This window comes from Streptomyces sp. NPDC042371, assembly GCF_056437465.1.
This window is the reverse complement of the sequence record NZ_JBWKAP010000001.1, coordinates 690,508-714,716: the sequence shown is the minus strand read 5'-3', so window position 1 is coordinate 714,716 and position 24,209 is coordinate 690,508. Positions and strand designations below refer to the sequence as shown.

At 71.8% G+C, this 24,209-nt stretch carries 24 protein-coding genes and 1 pseudogene; 10 read left to right on the top strand and 15 right to left on the bottom strand.

The window, feature by feature from the left end; genetic code table 11:
• Positions 1-10: 10 nt before the first annotated feature.
• Positions 11-1,639: an ABC transporter substrate-binding protein gene (locus AC068B_RS03180; protein WP_478668638.1), complete on the bottom strand. Its 1,629-nt coding sequence runs from the start codon at positions 1,637-1,639 to the stop codon at positions 11-13.
• 160 nt (positions 1,640-1,799) lie between these two features.
• On the opposite strand from AC068B_RS03180, the gene AC068B_RS03175 reads away from it, so the two are divergent.
• Positions 1,800-2,528, top strand: coding sequence for a FadR/GntR family transcriptional regulator (locus AC068B_RS03175; RefSeq protein ID WP_478669229.1), 729 nt, complete (start codon positions 1,800-1,802; stop codon positions 2,526-2,528).
• A 7-nt stretch (positions 2,529-2,535) separates the two neighbouring features.
• Here AC068B_RS03175 and AC068B_RS03170 read toward each other — a convergent pair whose 3' ends face one another.
• Positions 2,536-4,638: an ATP-binding protein gene (locus AC068B_RS03170; protein WP_478668636.1), complete on the bottom strand. Its 2,103-nt coding sequence runs from the start codon at positions 4,636-4,638 to the stop codon at positions 2,536-2,538.
• Positions 4,639-4,857: 219 nt separating this feature from the next.
• Between AC068B_RS03170 and AC068B_RS03165 the strand changes: the two genes are divergently transcribed.
• Positions 4,858-6,015 carry a PP2C family protein-serine/threonine phosphatase gene (locus AC068B_RS03165; protein WP_478668635.1) on the top strand — a complete coding sequence of 386 codons (1,158 nt, stop codon included), beginning with the start codon at positions 4,858-4,860 and terminating at the stop codon, positions 6,013-6,015.
• Here the strand turns inward: AC068B_RS03165 and AC068B_RS03160 are convergent.
• Complete coding sequence (locus AC068B_RS03160) at positions 5,990-6,934, bottom strand: LysR family transcriptional regulator (RefSeq protein ID WP_478668634.1); 945 nt, start codon at positions 6,932-6,934, stop codon at positions 5,990-5,992. The genes AC068B_RS03165 and AC068B_RS03160 overlap by 26 nt on opposite strands.
• 102 nt (positions 6,935-7,036) lie before the next feature.
• Between AC068B_RS03160 and AC068B_RS03155 the strand changes: the two genes are divergently transcribed.
• Together AC068B_RS03155 and AC068B_RS03150 are read left to right on the top strand one after the other, a co-directional pair.
• Entirely contained in the window at positions 7,037-8,296 is a 1,260-nt protein-coding gene (locus tag AC068B_RS03155; protein WP_478668632.1) for an MFS transporter, read from the top strand.
• A 113-nt stretch (positions 8,297-8,409) separates the two neighbouring features.
• The gene (locus AC068B_RS03150) at positions 8,410-9,687 is read left to right on the top strand and encodes an aspartate aminotransferase type Ic (RefSeq protein ID WP_478668631.1); all 1,278 of its coding nucleotides are present in this window, start codon (positions 8,410-8,412) and stop codon (positions 9,685-9,687) included.
• Positions 9,688-9,706: 19 nt separating this feature from the next.
• On the opposite strand, the gene AC068B_RS03145 is transcribed toward AC068B_RS03150, so the two are convergent.
• On the bottom strand, positions 9,707-10,939 hold the full coding sequence (locus tag AC068B_RS03145) for an FAD-dependent monooxygenase (protein ID WP_478668630.1): 1,233 nt from the start codon (positions 10,937-10,939) through the stop codon (positions 9,707-9,709).
• A 150-nt stretch (positions 10,940-11,089) separates the two neighbouring features.
• Here AC068B_RS03145 and AC068B_RS03140 point away from each other — a divergent pair, with 150 nt between their 5' ends.
• A complete protein-coding gene (locus tag AC068B_RS03140; protein ID WP_478668628.1) occupies positions 11,090-11,671 on the top strand; it encodes a TetR/AcrR family transcriptional regulator in 582 nt (193 codons plus the stop codon).
• Between the two features lie 67 nt (positions 11,672-11,738).
• Here AC068B_RS03140 and AC068B_RS03135 read toward each other — a convergent pair whose 3' ends face one another.
• From AC068B_RS03135 to AC068B_RS03120, 4 genes are read right to left on the bottom strand one after another with little or no spacing between them, the layout of a single operon-like run.
• Positions 11,739-13,298, bottom strand: coding sequence for a PH domain-containing protein (locus tag AC068B_RS03135; protein WP_478668627.1), 1,560 nt, complete (start codon positions 13,296-13,298; stop codon positions 11,739-11,741).
• Positions 13,295-13,804 (bottom strand): PH domain-containing protein, encoded by a 510-nt coding sequence (locus AC068B_RS03130; RefSeq protein ID WP_478668626.1) that lies wholly within the window; start codon positions 13,802-13,804, stop codon positions 13,295-13,297. Before AC068B_RS03130 ends, AC068B_RS03135 begins: the two co-directional genes overlap by 4 nt.
• Positions 13,805-13,858: 54 nt before the next feature.
• The gene (locus AC068B_RS03125) at positions 13,859-14,536 is read right to left on the bottom strand and encodes an AIM24 family protein (protein WP_478668625.1); all 678 of its coding nucleotides are present in this window, start codon (positions 14,534-14,536) and stop codon (positions 13,859-13,861) included.
• Between the two features lie 14 nt (positions 14,537-14,550).
• Positions 14,551-15,069, bottom strand: a complete 519-nt coding sequence (locus AC068B_RS03120; protein WP_478668624.1) for a class I SAM-dependent methyltransferase — start codon at positions 15,067-15,069, stop codon at positions 14,551-14,553.
• A 109-nt stretch (positions 15,070-15,178) separates the two neighbouring features.
• Here AC068B_RS03120 and AC068B_RS03115 point away from each other — a divergent pair, with 109 nt between their 5' ends.
• Positions 15,179-15,985, top strand: a complete 807-nt coding sequence (locus AC068B_RS03115) for a helix-turn-helix domain-containing protein (RefSeq protein ID WP_478668622.1) — start codon at positions 15,179-15,181, stop codon at positions 15,983-15,985.
• A 93-nt stretch (positions 15,986-16,078) separates the two neighbouring features.
• Here the strand turns inward: AC068B_RS03115 and AC068B_RS03110 are convergent, their stop codons facing one another.
• Positions 16,079-16,876 carry a pentapeptide repeat-containing protein gene (locus AC068B_RS03110; protein ID WP_478668621.1) on the bottom strand — a complete coding sequence of 266 codons (798 nt, stop codon included), beginning with the start codon at positions 16,874-16,876 and terminating at the stop codon, positions 16,079-16,081.
• Between the two features lie 348 nt (positions 16,877-17,224).
• On the opposite strand from AC068B_RS03110, the gene map reads away from it, so the two are divergent.
• Positions 17,225-18,007, top strand: coding sequence for a type I methionyl aminopeptidase (gene map / locus AC068B_RS03105; protein ID WP_478668620.1), 783 nt, complete (start codon positions 17,225-17,227; stop codon positions 18,005-18,007).
• Between the two features lie 39 nt (positions 18,008-18,046).
• Here the strand turns inward: map and AC068B_RS03100 are convergent.
• Both AC068B_RS03100 and AC068B_RS03095 read right to left on the bottom strand, forming a co-directional pair.
• Positions 18,047-18,220, bottom strand: a pseudogene (locus AC068B_RS03100) (alpha/beta fold hydrolase); the annotation flags it as partial.
• 193 nt (positions 18,221-18,413) lie between these two features.
• Positions 18,414-18,992 carry a TetR/AcrR family transcriptional regulator gene (locus AC068B_RS03095; RefSeq protein WP_478668618.1) on the bottom strand — a complete coding sequence of 193 codons (579 nt, stop codon included), beginning with the start codon at positions 18,990-18,992 and terminating at the stop codon, positions 18,414-18,416.
• Between the two features lie 98 nt (positions 18,993-19,090).
• On the opposite strand from AC068B_RS03095, the gene AC068B_RS03090 reads away from it, so the two are divergent.
• Both AC068B_RS03090 and AC068B_RS03085 read left to right on the top strand, forming a co-directional pair.
• A complete protein-coding gene (locus AC068B_RS03090; protein WP_453265228.1) occupies positions 19,091-19,477 on the top strand; it encodes a nuclear transport factor 2 family protein in 387 nt (128 codons plus the stop codon).
• Between the two features lie 248 nt (positions 19,478-19,725).
• Positions 19,726-20,550 (top strand): isocitrate lyase/PEP mutase family protein, encoded by an 825-nt coding sequence (locus AC068B_RS03085; protein ID WP_478668617.1) that lies wholly within the window; start codon positions 19,726-19,728, stop codon positions 20,548-20,550.
• On the opposite strand, the gene AC068B_RS03080 is transcribed toward AC068B_RS03085, so the two are convergent.
• On the bottom strand, positions 20,544-20,933 hold the full coding sequence (locus tag AC068B_RS03080; RefSeq protein ID WP_478668616.1) for a hypothetical protein: 390 nt from the start codon (positions 20,931-20,933) through the stop codon (positions 20,544-20,546). The two genes, AC068B_RS03085 and AC068B_RS03080, sit on opposite strands and share 7 nt — an antisense overlap.
• A gap of 221 nt (positions 20,934-21,154) precedes the next feature.
• Complete coding sequence (locus AC068B_RS03075; RefSeq protein WP_478668614.1) at positions 21,155-21,931, bottom strand: alpha/beta fold hydrolase; 777 nt, start codon at positions 21,929-21,931, stop codon at positions 21,155-21,157.
• 92 nt (positions 21,932-22,023) lie between these two features.
• On the opposite strand from AC068B_RS03075, the gene AC068B_RS03070 reads away from it, so the two are divergent.
• Complete coding sequence (locus AC068B_RS03070) at positions 22,024-22,887, top strand: helix-turn-helix domain-containing protein (protein WP_478668613.1); 864 nt, start codon at positions 22,024-22,026, stop codon at positions 22,885-22,887.
• Here AC068B_RS03070 and AC068B_RS03065 read toward each other — a convergent pair whose 3' ends face one another.
• Together AC068B_RS03065 and AC068B_RS03060 are read right to left on the bottom strand one after the other, a co-directional pair.
• Complete coding sequence (locus AC068B_RS03065) at positions 22,888-23,172, bottom strand: DUF397 domain-containing protein (RefSeq protein WP_478668611.1); 285 nt, start codon at positions 23,170-23,172, stop codon at positions 22,888-22,890.
• The gene (locus AC068B_RS03060) at positions 23,154-23,987 is read right to left on the bottom strand and encodes a helix-turn-helix domain-containing protein (RefSeq protein WP_478668610.1); all 834 of its coding nucleotides are present in this window, start codon (positions 23,985-23,987) and stop codon (positions 23,154-23,156) included. Before AC068B_RS03060 ends, AC068B_RS03065 begins: the two co-directional genes overlap by 19 nt.
• Positions 23,988-24,209 lie beyond the last annotated feature (222 nt).

The window sequence follows — 24,209 nt, the reverse complement described above, 5'->3', positions numbered from 1 at the left end:
TGTCGCTCTGTCATACCCACTTGGCCTGCAGCAGATTGATCCCCGGATACGGCTGGGCCTTGACGCCGGTGATCTTCTCTGGGTCCCAGGCGGTCATCAGTTCGTTGTGCACGACCGGATAGAGCACGGCCTGTTCGGCCACGGTGTCGATGTAGTCCTGGATCATCGCCCGCTTCTTGGACGCCTCGGGCTCGCGGGTGGCCTGGTCCATGTCCCTGAAGAGCTTCTTGGCGACAGCGTTGTCGGCCCAGCGCGCGTAGCCCATCCAGATGTTCTCGGGGCCGTAGTTGTAGTGCATGATCAGATCGGCGTCGAGGCCGAACTGGTTGGGGTTGGAGGCGGCCGCGACGATCTGGAAGTCCTTCTTCTGGTCCAGTTTGGTGAAGACGGCGGTGGTCTCCTGCGGGTCGAGGGTGACGTCGACGCCGAGCTTCTCCCAGCCGTCCTGGATGGTCGGCAGACAGTCGACGATCCAGCTCACGTTCACGGCCATGAGGTTGATCTTCAGCCCGTCGGCCCCGGCGGCCTTCAGGAGCTTCTTCGCCTTCGCCAGGTCGTAGCCGTAGACGGTCCTGGCGGGCCGGTAGGAGGGGTTGGCCTCGTTGAGGAAGGACGTCGAGGCCCTGCCGTGGCCCTTGAGGGCGGCCTGGATCATCTTCTCGCGGTCTATGGCGTAGTGCAGGGCCTGGCGGACGCGGACGTCGTCGAACGGCTTGTGCGCGGTGTTGAAGAGCAGGAAGAGGTTGTTCATCCCAGCGCCGCCCTCGACGGTCATCCCGCCCTTCTTGAGCTGTTCGATGTTGGCGTACGGGATGTTGTCGGAGATCTCCGCCTCGGCGCTGCTGCCGGAGATCTTCGCGACGCGCGGCGCGGCGTCCACGATGGTCAGCCAGTTCATCTTCTTGAACGCGGCCTTGCGCGGGCCGTTGTAGTCGTCGAAGGCCTCGAACGTCGTGTTCGACTTCGGGTGGTGCGCGGCCATCTTGTACGGTCCCGAGCCCACTGCCTTCCCCTTGGTCGCCTCGTCCCAGGCGCCCGGCTTCGAGAAGACGTGCTTCGGCATGATCTTGGCGAGGGAGAGGCGGGCGGCGCCGTCGGGGAAGGGGAACTTGAGGATCAGCTCGACGGAGGTCGCGTCGGTCTTCCTGACCTCCTTGAGCCAGCCATCGAAGAAGCCCTTGGCGAGGGTCTGGGTCTTCGGGTCGAGGATCCGTTCGAAGACGAACACCACGTCGTCGGCGGTGACGGGCTTGCCGTCGTGCCACTTGGCCCCCGGGCGCAGCGTGAACTTCCACGTCGTCGCCTTCAGGTCGGCCGGGATCGCGGTGGCGAGCGCCGCGTACGGCTCACGGCTGATCGGGTCCGTGCCGAGCAGGCCCTCGTAGATGTGCTCGTTGCCCGCCATGGCGAAGGCCGACGCGGTCTGGGTCGGGTCCCAGCTCCCGTCGTTCCCGTAGCCGATGACGGCGGTGAGCGTCGAGCTGCCGCCCTGGCCGCCGTCCCCGGTCTCGTTGGTGGACTCGGGTCCCGAGGAGCAGGCGGAGAGCGTGGAAGTGACGGCCGCGGCAGCGCCCAGCGCACCCGTGTACTTGAGGAAGGACCGGCGGTCCGGCGTGGTCCTGGGGATCAGATCACTCACGGTGTGTCTCCCTTGCCTCCCTGAGAGGTCCCACGTCCTACGTCGTGGGTGGCGTGGCGACCATAGGAGCGGCGGGGGACCCGGTCAAGGGAGCGCGCAGGGATCCGATCGGGACGAAGTCGGGCCGGAGGTGGGACGTGGGATGTCCGACGTGTCTACGATGGCGCGCATGGCTGAGGAGCCGATCCGAGAGCGGCGTGTGAGCGGTCAAGTGCGGCGTGAGGTCGTCGAGTTGATCCTGGAAAGAGGGCTGCGGCCGGGCGCGCCGCTGCCCACGGAGACCGAGCTGATGGCCGCGCTCGGCGTCAGCCGCAACTCCGTGCGGGAGGCGCTCAAGGCCCTCCAGGCCCTGGACATCGTGGAGATCAGACACGGCCACGGGACCTATGTGGGGCAGGCTTCGCTCACCCCGCTGGCCGACGGCCTGACCTTCCGGGCGCTCGTCAGGCTCCGCGACGACACCCGGGCCCTGGTGGAGATCCTGGAGCTGCGCGAGGTCCTGGAGGAGGGGCTGATGCGGCGCGTCGCCGGGGTGCTCGGCGAGCCCGAGCTGTCCCGTCTGGAGCTGCTGGTGCGCGGGATGGGGGAGGCGGTGGCCGCGGGCACGGCCTTTCCCGACCTGGACCGCGAGTTCCACGAGACGCTGTACCGCCCGCTCGGCAACGAACTGGTGCCGCAGCTCCTCGGCGCGTTCTGGCACGTCTTCCACCGGGTGGCGGGGGTGCGGGGCTGGGCGAGCGACCCGGCGCCCGAGCTGACGGTGGCCCGGCACCGGGAGATCGTGGCCGCGCTGCGCGCGAACGACGCGGGGCGCGCGCAGCGGGCGATGGCCGACCACTTCCGGGGGATCGGGGCGCGGGCGGGGCAGGGGATGCGGGGGGTGGGGTAGCCGGGGGCTATCCGGTGTGGTCCTCCCCGGTGCCGTTCTCCGGGGCGAGGGCGTAGGCGAGGCCGTCGTCCGTGTCGGTGTCCAGACCGGCCCGGTACTCCTCCTCGTACGCGGCGTCGCCGATGGACGCTCTGATCGCGCGCTCGGACTCGGTGCGGGCGGCGAGCAGTTCGGGCGAGCCCATCTGGGACGGGCCGATGGCCTGCCACATGCGCTGACTGATGCCGAGCAGGCGTGCCGCGTGCCTGCTCCGGTGCGCGGCGGCGGCCGTCGAGGCCAGCAGGTCGATCACCATGGCGACACCGAGCCTGTCGTGCAGCAGCGCCTTGCCCTCCAGTGACCTGCGGGCGTGGACCGCGGCCTCGGAGGGGAGGCCGAGCCCGGCGGACGCCATGGCGCGCGTGTACTCGGCCCAGCCGCTCATCCACCGCTCGCCGAGCTTCTCGGTCATCGTGATCAGTTCGTCGGCGTTGTCCGCGGCGGCCGCGAAGTTCCCGCGGTTCACGTGGACGTACGAGCGCGTCGCCTTGATCAGGAGCCATGCCTCGGGGAAGGGGTCCTCCGGGTGCGGGGGTCCCGACGCCGCGTCGAACGCCGCGGAGGCCCCTTGCTGGTCCCCCCGCAGGGTCAGGGCTGCGCCTTCGAGGTAGTCGGCGGCGTGGGCCCCGGGGCCGTCGGCGCCCCCGACGGCCTCGCGCAGCGCGTGCGCGGGCTCCCACATGGCGTCGATGTCGCCCTGCCCGAGGGCCGCGACTCCGTACGCCCACTGGGCCTTGGTGCGCTCCGGTCCCGGTTCGCGGCACAGGTCGAGCGCCCGCCCCACGTAGTGCCTGCCCTCCCGGGCGAATCCACAGGCGAACCAGAAGAACCACAGCGCGCCGCCCATCTCCAGGGCGGCGCGCCCCTCGCCGCGCGACAGGCTGAACTCCAGTGCCGCACGGAGGTTGGCGTGGTCGGCGGACAGCCGCGTGTACCAGGCGACCTGGCGCGGGCCCAGCCACTCCGCGTCGGCCCGCAGCACCAACTCTCGGTGGAAGTCCCGGTGTTTGCACCGGGCCAGGTCCTCCTCGCCCAGCTCGTGCAGCCACTGCGCGCCGAACTCGCGCACCGTGTCCAGCATGTCGAACCGCGTGGGGCCCGTGCCCTCCGCTCGGCGGCGTACGAGGGACTTGGTGACCAGTCCTTCGAGCAGCCGCTCGACCTCACGGGCCGGAAGGGGGCCGCCCGCGCCCACGGCCTGCGCGCCGTCCAGCTCGAAGCCGCCGCTGAACACCGAGAGGCGGGCCCACAGCAGCCGCTCCAACGGCTCGCACAGCTCATGGCTCCAGCCGATGGTGGTGCGCAGCGTCCGGTGGCGCGGCGGGGTGGTGCCGCGCTGCGTCCCGTCCTGGGTGATCAGCGCCTCGAAGCGGTGCTGCAGCCGGTCGGCGAGTTCCTCGATGGAGAGGTCGGACAGCCGGGCCGCCGCGAGTTCGATGGCCAGCGGGATGCCGTCGAGGCGGTGGCAGACGGCCGCGGCCGCGGCCCGCCGTGGGCCGTTCAGCGCGAAGTCCGGCATCGAAACGGCCGCCCGGTCGATGAAGAGCGCCAGCGCGTCGTCGTACTCGGTGGCCGTGTCCGCCCCCGCGGGAGGGTGCGCCACCGGCAGCGGAGCCACCTCGTGGCACCGCTCGCCGGGAACGCCGAGCGGCTGCCTGCTGGTGACCAGGACGCGCAGCTCCGGCGCGGCGTCGAGCAGCATCCGTGCCATGCGGGCGCACTCCGTGACGAGGTGCTCGCACGAGTCGAGGAGCAGGAGGAGTTTCTTGTCGGCGAGCCATCGGGCGACGAGCTCCTCGGGAGGCCCGGCGGCCTGGTCGACCAGGCCGAGCTCTTCGAGGAGGACATTGCCGAGCAGGGACGGTTCCCGCAGCGGTGCCAGCTGGACCATGTGCGCCCCGTGCGTGAAGTCCGGCTCCAGCCGACGGGCCACCCGCAGCGCGAGCCGTGTCTTGCCGACGCCGCCCACGCCGGTCAGTGTCACGAGACGGCCGGTTTCCAGCAGAGTGACCAGCGAACGCAGTTCGCCGGTACGCCCGACGAAACTGGTCGTCTCGGAGGGGAGATTCACGTCGCACAGTGTGCTCCCCTCCGGTGCCGCAGAGCCGCGATCGCCCCGAGATTGACCCGACATGGGTGACGCCTTGGGCAGGGCGCGCAAAAGTAGGCACGAGAAGCTCATCACCGGTCATCGGACCGCCTGCTCCGGACAACAGGTCGTGCAGCCAAGGACTTTCAGCCATAGTGGCCGTTCATCGAGCGGGGCTACGGAGAGTCAGGGGGCCTGCGCATGGCCATCCTCAAGGGGTGGCGTGAGCGATGGAGGGCCTGCGCCGACCGCGCACTGCCCTGGGCCGTCTGCTCCGCCCTCGCCGCCCCTGGCGCGCTCGCGGGGCTCTGGACGCCCGCGGCCGCCGCGCTGCTCCTCGTCCCGCTGGCCGTCTGCGTGCGGTTCGGCGTCCGGCAGACGGCCGCCGTGGCCTGCGGGACCGTGCTGCTCGCGCCGACGGTATGGGCGGCGCACGGCTTCGCCGCCTCGCCGCACTTCTTCCTGGACTTCCTCGTCCTGACGGCGGGCGGCGCGCTCACCGTCCGCGCTGCCGCCCGGCACGCGTCGGACACGGCCGCCCTGGCCAGCGTCACCGAGGTGGCGCGGGCGGCGGAGGGGGCGATCCTGCGCCCCGTCGCCACCCACCTCGGCGGGGTGGAGGTGTGCACGCAGCACCACTGCCCCGTCCAGGGGGCGACGGTCGGCGGCGACGTGTACGACGTCGCGCACACGCCGTACGGCCTCCGGGTGCTGATCGGGGACGTCTGCGGTCACGACCTGGCGACGCTGCGGATCACGGCCGAGGTCATCGGCGCCTTCCGCGACCAGGTCTACGTCACCCCCTCGCTCTCCGACCTGGTGCGGACGGTGGACGCCCGGATCTCCCCGGTCCTCGGCCCCGAGGACTTCGTCACCGCGCTCTTCGCCGAGTTCGCGCCCGGCGAGGTCAGGATCGCCAACTGCGGGCACCCGGCGCCGCTGCGGGTGGGCCGGCGGACCAAGCTGCTCGACCCCCCGGAACACGCGCCGCCGCTGGGGCTCGGCACGGCGCCCGCGGTGCACCGCGCCTGGCTGCAGCCCGGCGACCGGGTGCTGTTCTACACCGACGGGCTCAGCGAGGCCCGCGACGCGAGCGGCACCGACTTCCCGCTGCTCGAAGGGGTCTCCCAGGCGCTGGGGGAGCCGTTGCCCGCCGACGCGCTCGACGCGCTGTACGCGCGGCTGACCAGGCACACGAAGGAGCCGCTGACCGACGACGTCGCGTTCGTGCTCTGCCAGCCGGCCGACCGGCCGTCCGTCCTGGGGGAGGCGGGCTCGCGCGGTCCCGCGGGGCGGGGTGTCGGGGCGGGCGGGGGCCATGTGCCGAGGCCGGTCAGGGGCGCAGGCCCTCGCTGCTGATGACCGGCCCCAGCTCCCGCGCCAGCGCCACCGCGAGCGCGCGGAAGATCCGCACCTCGGGGTTCTCCTCGTCCGCGCGCACCGCGAGATAGCTGCTCTCCCACGGGGCGTCGATCACCGGTACGAAGACAGCGCCCGGCCACGCGTAGTAGCGGGCGAAGGACTTCAGCCCCGAGCCTGCCGCCCGGCCCGTGATCACCCCGGTCAGCACCTCCTGCGGGGTCACCGCGAAGTCCGTGCTGCGGCGCTGGGCCTCCTCGCCGAAGTAGAGGTAGTCGGTGAACGTGCGCGGGGTGTGGCCGGGCACGCGGACGAAGGGCAGCCCCGCGATGTCCGCGACCGTCGCGCCGCTCAGCCTGGCCTCCGCCAGCGGGGAGCCCGCGGGGACGACCACGATGCGCTGCTCCGTCGTCAGCACGTCGGCCACCACCCGCGCGTCGTCGGGCCCCGGGCGTACGAAGGCCACGTCCACGCGGTCCTCCGTCAGTGCCGTCACGTGCTCCGTGAAGTCCAGCTGGCGTATCGCCACCCGGACGTCGGGACGGGCCCGCCGGTAGGCGTTGATCGCGGCCGGGGTGAGCTCGGCCGAGCCGTGGCCCATGATGCCGACCCGCAGCGGCCGGTCCACCGCGCCCGTGCCGAGGCGGAGGGCCTCGGCCATGTCGTCCACGGCCGCGTTCGACGCGGCGAGCAGGACGCGCGCGTGACCGGCCAGGCGCACGCCCGCGGGGGTGGGCACCACCGGGCTCGCGCTCCGGTCGACGAGGAGGGCGCCCAGCTCCGTCTCCAGTCGGCGGACGTGCTGGGTGACGGCGGGCGGCGAGAGGAAGAGCCGGGCCGCGGCCCGGCCGAAGTGACCCTCCTCCACCACCGCGAGGAACGACGACAGAAGTCGCAGATCGAGCGGTGCGGAGGACATGCGTATCAGCGTAGACCCGGAGGTCAGCGGCGTGCGCGCCGTCTTCACGAATCGTGAACGCGGGCGGCGCGCGGGCGCGCGGAGCGCCTACGACTGGGCAGCATGAGCATCACCACCACCCCGCCCGTCCGCCCCGTGCAGGGGCCCGCTCCCACCCTCACTCCTGCCCGCCGCCACGGGCTGCGGGCCGCCTGGATCATGATGGCCTCCGGCTGGAGCGCCAACCAGTTCTCCGCACTGCTCGGCGCCTACCGCTCCGAGCTCGGTCTCTCCGAGTCCGCCGTCACCGGTCTCTTCGCGCTGTACGTCGTCGGGCTCATCCCCGGCCTCCTGGTGGGCGGCCCGCTGGCCGACCGCGTCGGACGCAGGCCGGTCGCCCTGACGGCACTCGTCCTGAACCTGCTCTCCACGGGCGTGCTGATGCTGGGGGCGGGGGCCACGGAGTGGCTCTGGCCGGGGCGGTTCGTGACGGGGGTGAGCGCGGGGGCGCTGCTGGCGGCGGGCAGCGCGTGGATCAAGGAACTGTCCTCGGCCCCGGACGCGCCGACCGGCGCCGGGACGACTTCGACCGCGTCGCGCCGGGCGGGCCTGTTCGTCTCGGCGGGCTTCGCCTCGGGCGGCCTGGCGGCAGCACTGATCGCCCGGTGGGCACCGGCCCCGATGATCACGGCGTACATACCGCACGTGCTGCTGGCGGCGGGGGCGTGCGTGGCCGCGCGGACGGCGCCGGAGACGGGGGTACGGCGCCACGAGCCGAGCAGTGACGCCAAGAGCGCCACAGGCACCAACACCCGCACCGGCACCGGATCGCGCTTCCGCCGTGGGATTCTCCCCGTCGCCCCCTGGGTCTTCGCCGCCCCCAGCGTCGGTTTTGTGACGTTGCCCGGGCTCGTGCACGGAGGGCTCGTCTACACCGGTGTCGCCACCGCCCTCGTGCCCGGCACCGGGCTGCTCGTGCAGCCTCTTGCCCGGCGCGTGGCGAAGCGGCATCGGCTGGCGACCGCCGTTGCGGGGCTGCTCGTCGTCACCCTCGGCTTCGGGGGCGCCGCGCTCGCCGCCGGGGCCGGGAATTCCGTTCTCGCCCTCGTCGCCGCCGTGATTCTCGGCGCGGGCTACGGCTTCGTACTCACGTACGGGCTCACCGAGGTCGCCGTCCTCGCGCCGCCGCACCGGCTCGCCCGCCTCACCGCGTACTTCTGGACGGCCGCGTACGTCGGGATGTTCGCGCCGTACGTGGTGTCGCTGCTGTCCGGAGCGGTGCCGCCCCCGGCCCTGCTCGGCGCGGCAGCCGTCCTCGCGGCCCTCTCCTGTGTGCTCCTGATCACCCTCCACGCACGGCGTCCGAGCCCTCTGCGGGGGTAGCAGCGGGGCGGAGCCGCGGTCTCGCGGTGCGGTCGTGCGCGCCGCGTACCCGCGCCGGTTTGTATCCTCGGCAGGCTCCACCCACCGAAGAGGCACCTGCGAGAGGCACCACGATGACCACCGAGCTGAGCCCCGATGCCGCCGCCCTGGACGGGCTGCTCGAGCAGGCACGGAAGGACTACGACGCCCTCGCGGGGCGCGGGCTCTCCCTCGACCTGACCCGGGGCAAGCCGGCGCCCGAGCAGCTCGACCTCGCCGAGGACCTGCTGAGCCTGCCCGGCGGACGGCACACCGCCGCCGACGGCACCGACGTGCGCAACTACGGCGGGCTCCAGGGGCTCCCCGAGCTCCGGGAGATCTTCGCCGAGCTGTTGCAGGTGCCCGCGGGCCAGCTGCTCGCGCTCGGCAACTCCAGCCTGGAGCTGATGCACGACTGCCTCGTGCACGCCCTCCTCGGCGTGCTGCCCGGCGCCGAGTCCCGCTGGGCGGACCAGGAGCGCATCGCGTTCCTGTGCCCCGTGCCCGGCTACGACCGGCACTTCGGCCTCTGCGAGCGGTTCGGCATCGACATGATCCCCGTGCCGATGACGGCCGAAGGCCCCGACATGGACGAGGTCGAGCGGCTCGTCGCGGAGAACCCGGCGGTCAAGGGCATCTGGTGCGTGCCCAAGTACAGCAACCCCGACGGCGTCGTCTACAGCGACGAGACCGTGGCGCGCCTGGCCGCGATGCCCACCGCCGCCCCCGACTTCCGGATCTTCTGGGACAACGCGTACGCCGCCCACCACCTCACCGACGAGCCCGCCGAGATCGCGGACCTGCTGGCAGCCTGCGCCGCCGCCGGGCACGAAGACCGCACGTTCGTCTTCGGCTCCACCTCGAAGATCACCGCCGCGGGCGCGGGCGTCGCCTTCTTCGGCTCGTCGCCCGCCAACATCAAGTGGCTGCTGGCCAACAACCAGAAGCGGTCGATCGGCCCCGACAAGGTCAACCAGCTGCGGCACGTCATGTTCCTGAAGGACGCCGACGGCGTACGCGCCCACATGGAGCGCCAGCGCGCCCTGCTGCAGCCCAAGTTCGAGACCGTCGCGCGGATCCTGGAGTCCGAGCTCGGCGGCACCGGCCTCGCGACCTGGACGTCCCCCAAGGGCGGCTACTTCGTGACCCTGGAGGTCCCGGACGGCTGCGCCAAGGAGGTCGTGCGCCGCGCCGCCGCTGCGGGCATCGTGCTGACCCCGGCCGGTGCGACCCACCCGCACGGCAACGACCCCCGCGACGCCGTCATCCGCGTGGCACCCAGCTACCCGCGCCCCGAGGAGCTGGAGGAGGCCATCAAGGGCCTCACCACCTGCGTCCGTCTCGTCGGCTACGAGCAGCGGGCCGCCAGCTAGGGGCCCTGGGGGCGACAAGTCAGCTGGCCGGGCTAGTCAGGCGCTCTCCCGCGGGGGCGCCGGTGCGGCCGTGCTCGGAGTCGGCGAAGGCCTTGCGGACGAGCGGGCGCGCGGCCTTCGACTGGAGTGCGCGCATCACCAGCGCGTTGACCCGGATTCCCAGCGCGGACTTGGGTGCCATGGACGCGACCCGGCCGGGCGGCAGTTGCTGAGCCGACGCGGTCTTGGGTCGCATGGTCCGCTCGAAGGCGGTCAGCGCGGCGGGCGTCCGTGAGGTGTCGCCGGGCGCGCCCGCGGTGCGCAGCGCCGCCGCAAGCTCGGCGGCGCCGCGCAGGGCGAGGGCGGTGCCGAGTCCGCTGAGCGGGCTCGCGCACCACGCGCTGTCGCCGAGCAGGACGATCCGGCCGGTGCTCCAGCACGGCACGTGCACCTGGTCGAAGGTGTCCAGCGCGAAGTCGTCGGCCTGCCGGGCCGCGGCCAGGAACTCGGCGGTGCGCCAGCCGACACCGGCGAACGTCCGCTCAAGCAGGGCGAGCTGGGCCTCGCGGTCGTGCCGCGAGGGCAGTGTGTCGGCGGCGAAGGTCAGGCCCACCTCCTGCTGCCCGGGGTGGCCGGGCCGGGCCTCGACGCTGCGGCGGCCAGGTGCGTTGTGGGTCAGGAACCAGCCGTCGAGGGGCGGCGTCCCGGGCCGCTCGGTGAGGGTGAACCAGGCGTGGGCCAGGCCGAGGGGCCTGCGGTAGTCCTCCTCCGGTCCGAACCGCAGCGCGCGGACCCGTGAGTGCGCGCCGTCGGCGCCGACCACCAGGTCGAACGTCTCCTGCGCGCCGCTGCGGAAGCGGGCGAGCACTCCTGCCCCGGTGTCCTCCAGCGCCTCCACGGTCTCGCCGAACCGGTGCGTCACGCCAGGACCGGTCGCCTCGTGGATGATCCGGGCGAGGTCCGTGCGCAGCAGCTCCTCACGTGACACGTAACCGCGCCCGTCGAACGCCTCCACCGGCATCTCGGCCAGACGCCGCTCCCGCGCGTCGATCCAGGCCGCGCCGCGCTGCGGCACCAGGCAGTCCAGCGCCTGCCGGAGCAGTCCGGCACGCTCCAGGACCTCCCGGCTGTCGCCGCGCAGGTCGACGGTCTGGCCGCCGGTGCGCAGGGTCGGCGCGATCTCCGCGACGGTGACCGTCCAGCCGTCCCTCTCCATGAGCAGCGCGAGTGTGTCCCCCGCGATTCCAGCGCCGACGACGAGTACGTGAGCCACGACATCCTCCGGTTCCGCTTCTGCTTCGGCTTCCGCCTCGGCTTCGGCTTCGATCGCAGAGGTATCCCAGCACCCCTCATGCGAATCTTTCGCATTTAGAGTAGGCATCGCGGTCGCCCTAATGCAAGGGTTTCGCGTTAGAGTGAAGTGGTGACGCAAGCATCAGGGACAGCCCGCCCCGGCGGCCGTACCGCCCGCACCCGTGAGGCCGTGCGCGCGGCCACCCGCGAGCTGCTGGCCGAATCGGCCGACGGCACCGTCGACATCGCGGAGGTGTCGGCCCGCTCGGGCGTCCACCTCGCCACCGTCTACCGCCGCTGGCGCAGCGCCGACGGCCTGATCATCGACGCGGTGGTGGACGAGCTGGCCAGTCGTTCGCCGTTGCCCGCCACCGGCGACCTGCGGGCCGATCTGCACGCCTGGATCACCAACCTGCTCGGCGACCTGACCGAGCCCGGCCATCTGGCCTTCTTCCGGGCCCTGCTCCGGGCCGGCGGCGAGGGACAGGACCCGCGGAGCTTCGCCGAGCCCCGCATCCAGCAGATCCAGGCCACCCTGGACGCCGCCGGTGCCACCGTGCTGACCTGGATGGACATCTTCGAACTGGTGCTGGCACCGGCCTATGTGCGGGCGCTGCTGACCCTGCCGATGGACCCGGCGACCGAGGCCGAGCGGCTGGTCGACAACGTGCTGGCGGTCCGCGCGGCGCGCGAGCGCGAAGCGGCGGAGTGAGCGAAGGGTCACTCCAGGAGCGGTGCGATCCCCCGAACGCCCTGCACTGCGACTCGTCGGAAACGACCTAGCCGTCCCGGCGCTCCAGGAACGGAGCGAGCAGCCCCGGCACGGCTCGCTCCGCGAACTCCAGCCCCTCCGCTTCCGCCACGTCGTACGCCGCGTACGCCTGCGCGCCCGCGGCCGTCGTCGCGCTCAGCGTCACCAGGCCCGCCCGGCGCTGCAGCACGGACTGCTTGACGGTCCAGCCGATGACCCCGCCGCGCCGCAGCGCCACCGTGGAGCGGCGCAGGGTCCCGGACCGCACGACCAGGTAGTCGGCGTCGAGCGCGTGCCCCAGGCTGCGGTACGCGTCGCAGGCGAGCGCCACCGCGACCGGCACCAGCACCACCGCCGTGCCCGCCCCCAGATACGTGAGCATCCGCACGTCGAGCAGCGCCCCGAGCAGCAGCAGGACCAGCGCGGGCGCAAGGGCCGCCGACACCGCCCAGCGGATCCGCCGGGACCGAGCGGCCCGCGGGTGCGGCGCCAGCTCCGTCGCCGTCGGCGTCACCGGCTCCCGCAGGACCTGCGCCGCCACCTCGTCGGCGAGCCGTCGCGGCGCGGCGGGCAGCAGCGTGCTCGGCCCCGCCTGGTCCTCCTCGTCGCGCCGGGACAGGCCCGTGGCCACCGCGTCCACGCGGGCCGCGCCCGACAGTCGCAGGCCCAGTGGCTCCACCAGGTCGACGCCGCGCAGCCGCGCCTCCTCCAGGGAGATCGAGCGCGTCGTGAAGAGCCCGCGCCGCACCCGAAGCGTCCCGCCGGGCTCCCGTTCCAGGCGGTAGTTCCACCACATCTCGATCCACAGACCGAGCGCCCCCACCGACCCGGCGGCGAGACCGATCGCGATCAGCGCGAGCACCATGCCCGTCACGGACATCCCGCGGAACACGTCGCCCACCCACTCGATGACGTCCTCCTGCACCCCGAACCACTCGCTGACCTGCATCACCGCGCCGCCCGCCGCGGCGGCGAGCGCGGAGGTGACGAAGGACAGCGGGGCGTACCGGATCCAGCGCGGGTCGAGGGAGGCGATGGTGCCCTGCGCGTCCGCCGCGCCGCCCGTCGCCGCCCGGCTCAGCAGCTCGCGCCGCAGCCGCTCGCCCTCCGCCCTGCGGACGGGCCGGAGTTCGAGGGTGGCCTCCTGGCCCCCGCTCTGCTCGCCGGTGCCTATCCGGACCTCGACCAGACCGAGGAGGCGCAGCAGCGGGTGGGCGACGAGGTCGACGGAGCGGATGCGTTCGCGGCTGAGGGAGCGGTGCTTGGCGAAGAGGATGCCGCTGCGCAGCTCGGCCCGCTCGGGTCCGACGCGGTAGCGGCTGTGGCGCAGCCGCAGCGCGTCGAGGCCGACGCCGCTCGCGATCAGGAGCAGACTCAGGCCCACCGCCCAGGCGATCACGGGCCCCATGGCCACCCAGCCCTGGAAGCTGAGGGTGATCGGCAGGCCGATGGCGGTCACCACACCGCCCGTCATCTGGACGGTGACGAGCAGTGAACGCCGGTCGAGCCGCCGCCAGTCGGTGTCGTCCGCGACGTCCTGACCAGCGCCCTCATCCGTCGACGGTTCGGCCGCCGCGACCCCGCTCACGTCGCGTCCCCCGGCGTCGCCTGAGTGACGAGCGCCAGCCGCTCGGCGAGTTCGGCGGCGGTCGCGTGGTCGAGGCCCTTGACCTTCAGGGCGCCCCTCGCGGACGCCGTGGTGACGGTCACCGTGGTCAGCCCGAAGACCCGCTGGACGGGCCCGCGCATCGTGTCGACGGTCTGCAGCCGCGACATCGGCGCGATCCTGCCCTCCATCCAGAAGAAGCCGGTCCGCACGTAGACCGCGTCGTCGGTGACCTCCCAGCGGTGGACCTTGTACCACCACAGCGGCAGCAGCACCCCGACGAGCAGCCCCGGCACCGCGATGACCACGGCGGGCAGCAGCAGCCAGAAGCGGGCGGGCGCGATGAGCGCGCCGAGCAGGCCGAGGACTGCCACCGGGGCGGCCACCGTCAGCAGCAGCTGCGTACGCCACCAGGCGACGGCGCGGCGGTCCAGGGTGTTGCGCGGCGGACGCAGCCGCAGACTCTGGTTGCCTTGGTCAAGAACCATGAGACGAAAGGTACTTGCCGTCCGATGACGACCGTCCACCGCGGTGGCGTGCGCTCAGTGCTGCTGCGCCTTCTGCGGCGTCGCCTCGCTCGGCCGCACGATGACGTGCCCCTCGCCCTCCAGCTTCAGCTGCACGGCCTCGCCCGAGCCGCCGCGGATCATCGAGCCGATCGACTGCGAGCGGTGCAGCGACGTGCTGAGGTGGGCGGTCCAGCCGACCACCGCGTCCGTGTCGACGTACACGGGCTCCTTCGGCGAGACGGGGATCACCAGCGGCGTGCCCTCACAGACCAGGCCGAGGCGGCCCGCGCCGGTGAAGACGCTGTTGAACAGGCCGCCGCCGGTCATGCCCGCGCCCTTCACGGTCTTGATCTCGTACGAGAGGGTCGCGTCGAAGCAGAGGACGTTGCGGCCGTTGACGGTGAGGACGTCGCCGGGCTCGACGTCGACGATGAAGCAGTTCTGCGCCTCGTGCGCGAACCATGCCTCGCCCTGGCCGCGCACGGCCATCAGCGGCAGCCCTTCGCCGGTCACCGCCCGCTTGAGCATGCCGCCGACGCCCTGGCTCTTCCGCTCGAACTGGAGGTTGCCGCGGTAGGCGATCATCGCGCCCTGCCGGGCGTGCATCTCGCCGTTCACCGCGTACTTGATGGACTTGGCGCTCTGTAGGGTCATGCCGGGGACGTGGGCAGGCTGGGCCATGTGGTCGCTGGAGAACAAGTCACTCTTCATGCCCACATCTTGGGCTACGCCTTGTGCGCACGGAAGCGCAGCGCCCCACTCCGTGGATGCAGACCGACGGCCACCTCCGTGAAGCCCGCGGCCTTCAGCCGGTCCGGAAGCCCCGCCGGGGAGACCGTGTTCCGGGTGTCGCGGATGTGCAGCAGCCGGAACGCGAGGCTCGGCTGGCCGTCGCTGCCCGCGAAGACGCCGCCGGGCCGCAGTACGCGGAACGCCTCGGCGAAGATGCGGTCCTGGAGCTCGTCCGTCGGGACGTGGTGGAGCATCGTGAAGCAGACGACGGACGAATGCGCCGCGTCCGGCAGCGGCATGGCCGCGCCGTCCGCGTGCAGGATCCGCGCGCGGTGTCCCCAGCGCCGCTCCAGGAGCCGCGCGGTCTCCTCGTCGATCTCGACGGCGGTGAGGCGGGGCGTGAGTTCGACGAGCGCACGCAGATTGGCCCCGTACCCCGGCCCGATCTCGACGACATCGTCCCCCAGTTCGACCCCCTCAAGTGCCCAGGGCAGCACGTGTTCCTCGACCATCCGCGCCCATTTCTCGGAGCTGCAGAATTTCCGGTGAGCGAAGTTCATCGGCATACGTCGACGCTAGGTCCGGCCCGACGGGGGCCACCACGGGCTAGGCTGCCGAGCCATGTCGCGGAACGGACAGCCGACGCCGCCCGAGCGGGCCGGGCCGACGGTTCCGGCCGTCCCGACCGCCACCGCGCTGTTCATAGGCGACTTCCCCATGCCGCGCGGCCACGCACTCCCGACACACCGCCACGCCTCACACCAACTGGCTTGGCCCGCCCGCGGGTTGCTCCGCATCCGCACGGACCACGGTTCCTGGCTGCTCCCTCCGTCCCTCGCCCTGTGGATCCCCGCTGGCGTGTCACACGCGCCGGAGTCCGAGGGCGACGCGGTGCTGGGCAGCCTGTACCTGCCGCCCGCGAGCTGCCCCTCTTCCGCGTCCTGGACGGACCCGACGGTGCTGACGGTCGGCCCGCTGCTCCGCGCGCTCCTCGACCACTTGGTACGCGACGACTTGGCGCCGGAGGCCCGCGCTCGTGCGGAAGCGGTGCTCTTCGACGCGCTGTGTCCGGTGCCGGTGACGGACGTGTCCGCGCCGGAGCCGAAGGATCCGCGGGCCGCGGAGGTGGCGCGGGCGCTGGCGGCGGACCCGTCGGACGACCGCGCCCTGTCGTCCTGGGGTCTGCGGGTGGGTGCGAGCGCACGCACGCTGGCCCGGCTCTTCGGCACAGAGACGGGACTGGCCTTCGGCCAGTGGCGCCGACGCCTGCGGATGCGCGCGGCGATGCCGTTCCTGGCCGAGGGCCTGCCCCTGGAGGCGGTGGCCCACCGCGTCGGCTATGCCTCCGCCAGCTCCTTCGCGGCGGCGTTCCACGATGTGGTGGGCCTGACGCCGAGGCAGTACTTCCCGCTGGACTCCGCGTCCTGAACGCTTCGGCCCGCACCGAAACGTCCCGCCCCCGTGGATGCGCGGCTGGGCCGGGAAGGCCGAGGATCACGGGCACCCCGGTCATCACGACACCTAGTTGGCGCGGGCCGAGTCGATCTGGTCCTTCGTCAGGCCCTTCGCGTCGCGCAGGTTCGCACCGCTCAGCTCCGTGCCGCTCAGGTCCGCACCGCGCAGGTTCACATCGCCCAGGTTCGCATAGCGCAGGTCCACATGGCGCAGGCTCGCGTTGCGCAGGTTCGCGTCGCCCAGGTTCGCAGCGCGCAGGTTCGTACCGCTCAGGTCCGCGCCGCTCAGGTTCGTGCCGCCCAGGTCCGCGCCGCTCAGGTTCCCGCTCAGGGCCGCGCCGCTCAGGTCCGTGCCGCTCAGGTCCGCGTTGCTCAGGTCGACCGTTCTTTCGCCCGTGCGTTGGAAAGTGAGGCCGGGGAGCTTGGCCCCATGGAGATCCAGGGGGTAGGCGTCGTCCTCGGTCACGTCGCGGTCGACGAGTACGGTAAAGGCGGCCTGGAGGTCGGCCGGGAGGTCCTGGCCCTTCGCCGGGGGTTCGGCGGCGTGGGTGCGGATGTAGGCGGCGAGGACGTTGACGATGGTGGATTGGTCACGGCGGGAGTCCTGCATGATCCGCTTCAAGGAGTAGATGCCGCCCAGCCGCACGTCCATCTTGTCCTCGCCGAGGATCCCCACCGCCGCCGTGTACCGGTCGGTTATCTGCCCTTCCTTGGCCAGCGCCCGGTCCTCTCGCGCCTGGGTGTTGGCCTGCTGGGCCTGCTCGTTGGCTTGCCTGGTCTGAACGTTCGAGTACCAGAGACCCACCACCGCCACGACAGCGGCGACCACGACCGTGAACAGCTCGATCCGGCGCGCCCAGTCCATGCCCCCCGGACGTCCCCCAGGAGCGGGGTCGGAGGCGGGGGACGTGTTCGCTGGCCGGGTGGCGCCTGCTCCCGGGCTGGTGGAGATCCGGGCAGTGAGGCGGGTGGTACGGCGTAACCGTGGGCGGCGGGCAGGCGTGGGAGGCATGCCTGTATTCGATCTCACCTCTCCATGCCGACGCAGCGATTCGGTTCCATGAAGCGAAGACGGCAACGGCCCGCGGGGCAGGAATACGTCATACGTCATCGGGTTCTCCGCTTGGACCGAGCGGCGACCTGACCGTGAGCCCATTTTCATACCGGTATAGTTAGACCGGTATAGTTATTGGAAGTACAGTGAGAGGTCCCCATGATCGAGATCCTGAGCCGCCCCATGCTCGACCGGGGGCGGGAGACCGGCGCGCTGGTCGGAGACATCCTGCAGACCCTGAAGCGCCGCAGCACGGTCGGCACGAACCTCCTGGACATCGACCAGTGGGCGAAGGAGATGATCACAGGGGCGGAAGCGCAGTCCTGCTACGTCGACTATGCGCCCTCCTTCGGGCGCGGCCCCTTCGGCCACTACATCTGCACGGCCGTCAACGACGCCGTGCTGCACGGACGGCCCCACAACTACACGCTGGCCGACGGTGATCTCCTGACGCTCGACCTGGCCATCTCCAGGCGCGGCGTGGCCGCGGACGCCGCCGTCAGCTTCCTCGTGGGGAAGGCCAGGCCCGCGGACAGTGTCGCGATGATCGAGACGACCGAGCGCGCGCTCGCCGCGGGGATCGCCGCCGCCAAGCCGGGGGCGCGCATTGGCGACCTCTCCCACGCCATCGGAACGGTCCTCGGCGAAGCGGGCTATCTGATCAACACCGAGTTCGGCGGTCACGGCATCGGCTCGACCATGCACCAGGACCCGCACGTCGCGAACACCGGACGGCCCGGCCGCGGATACAAACTGCGCCCCGGACTGCTGCTCGCCCTGGAGCCCTGGGTCATGGCCGACACCGCCACGCTCGTCACCGATGCCGACGGCTGGACGCTGCGCAGCGCAACAGGCTGTCGGACCGCGCACAGCGAGCACACCATCGCCATCACCGACGACGGAGCTGAAATCCTCACCCTGCCCGAACACGCACGGCCGTGAGGGCCTGCGGGTCGGTGAGGTGGGCCGGGGTGCCAGGGGTCAGGTGACCGGGGCGATGGCGGTGACCGCGTCGACGAGGTCGGCCGGAGCTTCCAGCGGGATCAGGTGACCCGTGTCCGGGATCACCGTGAAGTCGGCTTCGGCGAGGTGGGGCACCAGATGGTCGCGGAGCACGTCGACGGGCTCGACGCGGTCGTTCTCCCCGGCCACCACGGGTCAGGCTGCCGACCCATGTCGCGGAACGGACAGCCGCCCGCGGGCCCGAGCGCCCTCACGGCCGACCGTACTGGCCGTCGGCCCACGGCTCCGCGCGCTCCTCGACCACCTCGTCCGCGACGACTTGGCGCCGGAGGCCCGCGCCCGCGAGGTCGCCCCGGTTCCGCTGGAGCGAGGAGCCGAGTGAAGTTCACAACTCAGGTTGAAGCTTCCCGGGCAGCTCCGCGACGAGGTCGCGGGCGTACGCCTCATCCGTGCCGGGGATCGAGAAGACCACCCGGAAGTAGAGCGGCGCAACGATCCGATCCAGAACCTGCTCCAGGGATGGGGGCACGTCGCCGCGCTCCCGCGCCGCGTCGAGGACAGGGCGGAAGCGCTCGCTGACCCTGCGCAGACATTCGCGCAGTCCGTCGTGGCGCTCGTCGACGTCGGGCGCGACTTCGGCGCGGAAGAACGCGATGCCGCCGGGCCGGGAGAGCTCCGCCAGCGTCCAGACCGCCTGGTTCTCCAGGTCGGTGCGCAGGTCACCGACGAGCGGGGGTGCGCCGGTGTCGCCGCGGTGCTTGGCGATGTCGGCCAGGAGCGCGGCGAGCGTACCCCAGCGCCGGTAGAGGGTGCTGGAGTTGACCCCCGCGCGCTGGGCCACGGCGGGGAGGGTCACCTGGTCGGCGCCCAACTCGCCCACCAGCGCGACCGCGGCGCTGTGTACGGCGGCACGGACGTGGGCGCTGCGGCCGCCAGGTCGCTTCGTCGATGCGTCAGCGTTCACCCCTCCACCTTAAAGCAAAGAGTTGCGCCTTAGCGGGCAGGGGGCTTACGGTCGCCCTAAAGCGGAGATCGCCGCTTTAGTGTTGTGAAGGGAATGCCATGTCCACCAACGAAGCCCCCCTCGCCCTCGGGCGCACCTTCCACCAGGCCCTGGTCTCGGGCGACTGGGACGGCATCCGGGCCCTGCTGCACGACGACGCCACCTGGACCCTGCCCGGCGACAACACGATCTCCGGCACAGCCGACGGCGCCGACGCGGTGGTGGAGCGCGCTCAGCTGATCGCCTCGTACGGCCTCGACTTCGAGCTGCTGCATCTCCTGGTCAGCAGGGAGAACATGGCGCTCTCCCTGCACAACACCGCGCACCGGGAAGACGCCGTGCTGGACGAATATCTGGCCACGGTCTGCCGGCTCCGCGACGGAAAGATCGCGAGTATCGAGACCTATCTCTCCGACGTGCCCGGGATGAACGCCTTCTTCGTCTGACGACTCCCGGCCTGGGGGAGTGGGGCAGCCGGGTCGGCGCGAGCGAACGGACCCTGCCGAGGGTCTGCCGGTCGAGTCGGTGGCCCGGCGCGTCGGCTACGCGTCGGCCAGCTCGTTCGTCGCAGCCCTCCACCGGGTCGTCGGACTCACGCCCCGGCAGTGCTTTCCCGTCCGCGAGGAGTGACGAGCCCCGCCGCGCCGTGCACGCTTCGGTCCGCGCCGAAGCGTCGCGCCCGTACGGTCGAGGCATGACACTTCGGTACGAGGAGTTCCGCGACCTGCACCACCGCGCAGGGGTGCCTCTGGTCCTGCCCAACGCCTGGGACCACGCCTCGGCCGCCGCGCTGGCCGCCGCGGGGTTCCGTGCGATCGGGACCACCAGCCTGGGCGTGGCCGCCGCCGCGGGGCTGCCGGACGGGACGGGCGCCGCCCGCGCCGAGACCGTACGGCTCGCCCGTGGCCTTGCCCGCACCGACGCTCTGGTCACCGTCGACATCGAGGGCGGCTTCAGTGACCGGCCCGAGGAAGTGGCGTCTCTCGCCGCTGAGTTGGCCGACGCGGGAATCGTCGGCGTGAACATCGAGGACGGCCGCGCGGACGGCACCCTGCGGGAGGCCGGGCACCAGAGCGAGATCCTCCACGCCGTACACGAGGCCGTGTCCGGGCGCCTCTTCGTCAACGCCCGCACGGACACGTACTGGCTGCCGGGCGCCGGACAGGCGGCGAGCACGCGCGAACGGCTCACCGCCTACCAACAGGCGGGTGCTGACGGGGTGTTCGTGCCCGGACTGCGGGATGTGCACGCCACCGCGGAACTGGCCGCGGGGCTCGACGTCCCGCTGAACGTGCTGCACGCGCCGGACGGTCCCTCCGTCGCGGAGTTCGCTGCCGCGGGCGCCCGGCGGGTCAGCACCGGATCGCTGCTGTTCCGCGCGGCGCTGGGCGCGGCGGTGGCGGCGGCCGCGTCGGTGGCCCGGGACGCCCTGGTGCCGACCCGCGTCCCGTCGTACGCCGAGACGCAGGCCCTTTCTTCCGACGCGGCCGCCCCATGGGCGTCAGCCCCGGGTCAGTAGGCGACCTTGCCCGTTCCGTTGTTGCCGCCGGAGAACTCCAGGTAGAACTCCCACCCGTTCGGCACGTCGGCGTCGAGCACCTTCCACTGGCCCGCCTTGGCGTACTGGTAGTCCCCGCAGCCGTGGCGGTAGCAGATCTTGACGTGCCGGTTGTAGTTCACCTTGATGTTGATGTCCGCGCAGTTGCTGGTGGTCTTGGCCCAGGCCGTACCGGCGGGCCAGATCGCCGTACTGCCGTCGCCCACGGCCGTGTAGTTCTTCGCGCTGCCGTAGCAGGACTGGATCTGGGCCCCCGCCTTCGGCACGTCGGCGCTCGCCGTCGCGGCGGTCGCGGCGGCCGTTCCTCCCCCGAGCAGGACGGCGGTCAGAGCGATCGGAGCCATGCGTGAACGTATGCGCACGAGTGTTTCCCCCGTTTCATCCGTGGTCGTCGGCGTGGTCGCCGACGAGCGGAGAAGTTACGCGGGGGAGAGCCGGGACACGTCAACCCGTGGGTGTCGATGAGGGGTAAACCTGGGCGTTAGCCGGGTGTGGGGTAAACCAGGGCGGCAGCGGACTTCGCGCCCCGGACTGCTGCTCGCGCCCTCGCTTCGGTGCACACGGGTCAGTTGACCGGGGCGAAGGCGGTGAGCGCGTCGACGAGGTCGGCCGGAGCTTCCAGCGGGATCAGGTGACCCGTGTGCGGGAGTACCGTGAAGTCGGCTTCGGCGAGGTGGGGCACCAGGTTGCCGCGGAGCACGCCGATGGGTTCGACGCGGTCGTTCTCCCCGGCGACGACGAGCGCGGGGACGCTGATCCTGCGGGTGTGCCCGGAGATGTCCTCGGCGATGCCGCGCAGCGGCCACTCCGTGCGGGCGGCGTCGGCGGAGGCACGCGAGTCGGCCGCGATCTGTGACTTGACCGGTTCGGGCAGCTCGGTCGCGGTGAGGACGTTGTCCCGTGCGGCCGCGGTGGACTCGTCGGAGTCGTAGGCGTGGGAGAGGGCCTCCCGGTACTCGGGAGTGATCTCCGCGGCGGGCTTCGCCGGGCCGGGGGCGACGAGGACGATCCCCCGGAGGCCTGCGGGCCGGGCGGCCGCGACCAACTGCGCGACCTTGCCGCCCATGGAATGTCCGACGAGGACGTGGTCGGTGACGCCCGCGTCGGCGAGCACGGCGAGCACGTCGTCCGCGAGCTGATGGAGCGTGTAGGGGCCGGACAGGCCGATCGAGCGGCCCCACCCGCGGAAGTCGACCGTGAGGACGTCGCGACCCGGGAGGCGGTCGACGACGAGGTCCCAGGTGCGGGCGGAACCACCCCAGTAGTGCAGGAACACCAGGGTCGGCCCGGCCCCGGGCCGGTGGTCGTAAACGGGCAGCAGCGGCTGCTGGGTCGTGCTCATCGCAACTCCTCGGTCAGCGTTCTGAGGTGGATCTTCCACATCGATTGAATCTCCGCCGACCCTCCCGGGGCATCGGCGCGACTGGTCGCCCGATGGTGGAAACTGGACACGTGACCGCGATCCGGCAGATGACCTACCAGCCCGTCCGGCACGGTGCCGCCGCTGTCGAGACGATGACCTTCGACCGCCTCCGCGAGCTGAACGACGGCGGTACGCAACGCGCCGACTTCCACGTACTCGCCGTGGTCGACGCCGGGCACGGATCGGTCACCGTGGACTTCTCCGCACACCCGCTCCGGGAGCGGTCCGTGGTGTGGGTCGTTCCCGGCGCGGTGCACCGATGGGACGACATCGCCGGTGTGGCAGGCCACGTCGTGCTGTTCGTCCCGACCGCGCCGGTCACCCACGCCACACGGGAGCTCGCCGCGTCCCCGGACCCGGCCGGGCAGTGGAGGATTCCCGACGCCGACTGGCCGTTCGTCGACGCCGCGCGCAACCACCTTCTGCTGGAGGCGTCCGCCCCGCCCGCGGACGCGTCGACGGAGTTGCCCGGGATCCTGCTCTCCGCGCTCATCGCCCGGCTCCGCCCGCCGCACGACGAGGCGCGGGCGGCGAACCCGCTGTTCCGACGGTTCCGGGCCGACGTCGAAGCGCACTTCCGCGAGCATCGCGATGCCGGTCACTACGCCCGGTCCCTGGGCTATGCGCCCCGCACCCTCTCAAGAGCGGTGCAGCAGGTCACCGGCCGCACGGCGAAGGCGTACATCGTCGACCGGGTCGTCCTGGAGGCGAAGCGGCTCCTCGCGCACGAGCGGCTCACCGCGGCGGGCTGTGCCGGTGCGCTCGGTTTTCCCGACGCGTCCAACTTCTCGGTGTTCTTCCGGCAGGCGACCGGCATGCGGCCGGGAGCGTGGCAGGCCGGTCCTGGCCGGACGTCGTCCGGCTCGCCTCGGTGATCAGACGGCGCGAGAGGCGACCGTCGCCACGAACGCGGACCAGGCGGTGGCGCCGATCACCAGGGCGGGACCCTGGGGCACCTTGCTGTCCCGTACGGGGACGACTCCGGGGACTCCGTCGGCGACCTCGACGCAGTTGTCGCTGTCATCGCCGCTGCTGTAGCTGCTCTTGCGCCATTGGGCGGCGCCCACGAAGTCGTGGGCGACCTCGACGCAGCTGCCGCCCTCGCCGTTGCTGTAGCTGCTCTTGCGCCAGAGGGCGCTGATCAGGTCGTACTCGCGCATTGTTGATAGTCCTCCGCCACCGAGTCGATCAGGGCCAGGGACGCCTCCGGCGACAGCGCGACGGCCCTGAGTAGATCGTAGGACGCCTGTACTCGCTTCACCACTGTCGGTTCATCGAGCAGGCTCGACGAATGCACGCCCTCTGTATAGACAGTTGGCGGCGTGTCCTCGAACTCCATGAGCTTCATCATCTTGCCCATCCTCGGGTGCGCCCCGGCGGCGAACGGGATCACCTGAAGCAACACCTTGCGTTCGCGTGCCATGGCGCTGAGGCGGGCTAGCTGGGCGGCCATCGTGGCGGAGCTGCCCACGGGGATGAGCAGCGCGGTCTCGTGCACGATCGCCCAATACACCGGACGTGTGGCGTCCTTGAGGATTGCTGCGCGGTCCATGCGGGCCCTGAGCAGGTCCTCGATGTACTCGTCCGTCGCGAACGGGTTGCTTGCAGTGAAGAGCCCCCTGGCGTACTCGGGAGTCTGCAGCAACCCGGGGATCAGCGCTGGTTCGAACTCACAGATCTTCGTCGCCAGCCGCTCCAACTCCGCCGCGTGCGCGAAGTACTCCGTAAACGGTTGGTCCTTGATTAGCTTGCGCCACAACCGTTCGAAAAAGCCATCGGTTTGTAGCACCTCATCAATACGTTGAGCCACATCCAACTGAGGTTTTCGAATGGCCTGCTCGAACTGCCCGATGTAGCCGCCGGAAACAAAGACCCGCACCCCCAGTGCCGACTGACTGAGCCCCGCGTCCTCGCGCCTCCGCTTCAGCTCCGCGCCGAAGAACTCCCACGCCGCCTGCCTCGAACCATTGGCCATGGCCAACCGCCTTTCGCTGCCTCGCAGTTGTAGAGGGCAGACTCCTGCCGAGTGTAGGTGGCGTGCGTCACCGTAGGGGCGAGAAGAGTGAAATCCGGAGGCAAAGGGGAGCCACGTGAAGGCCGACGGAAAGAAGCATGCAGTGGCATGTATCGAACAGGCGGAGGACACCGTGAAGGAATTGCGCGCCGCACTCGCGCGGGTGGGAATTACCTTGCCGTC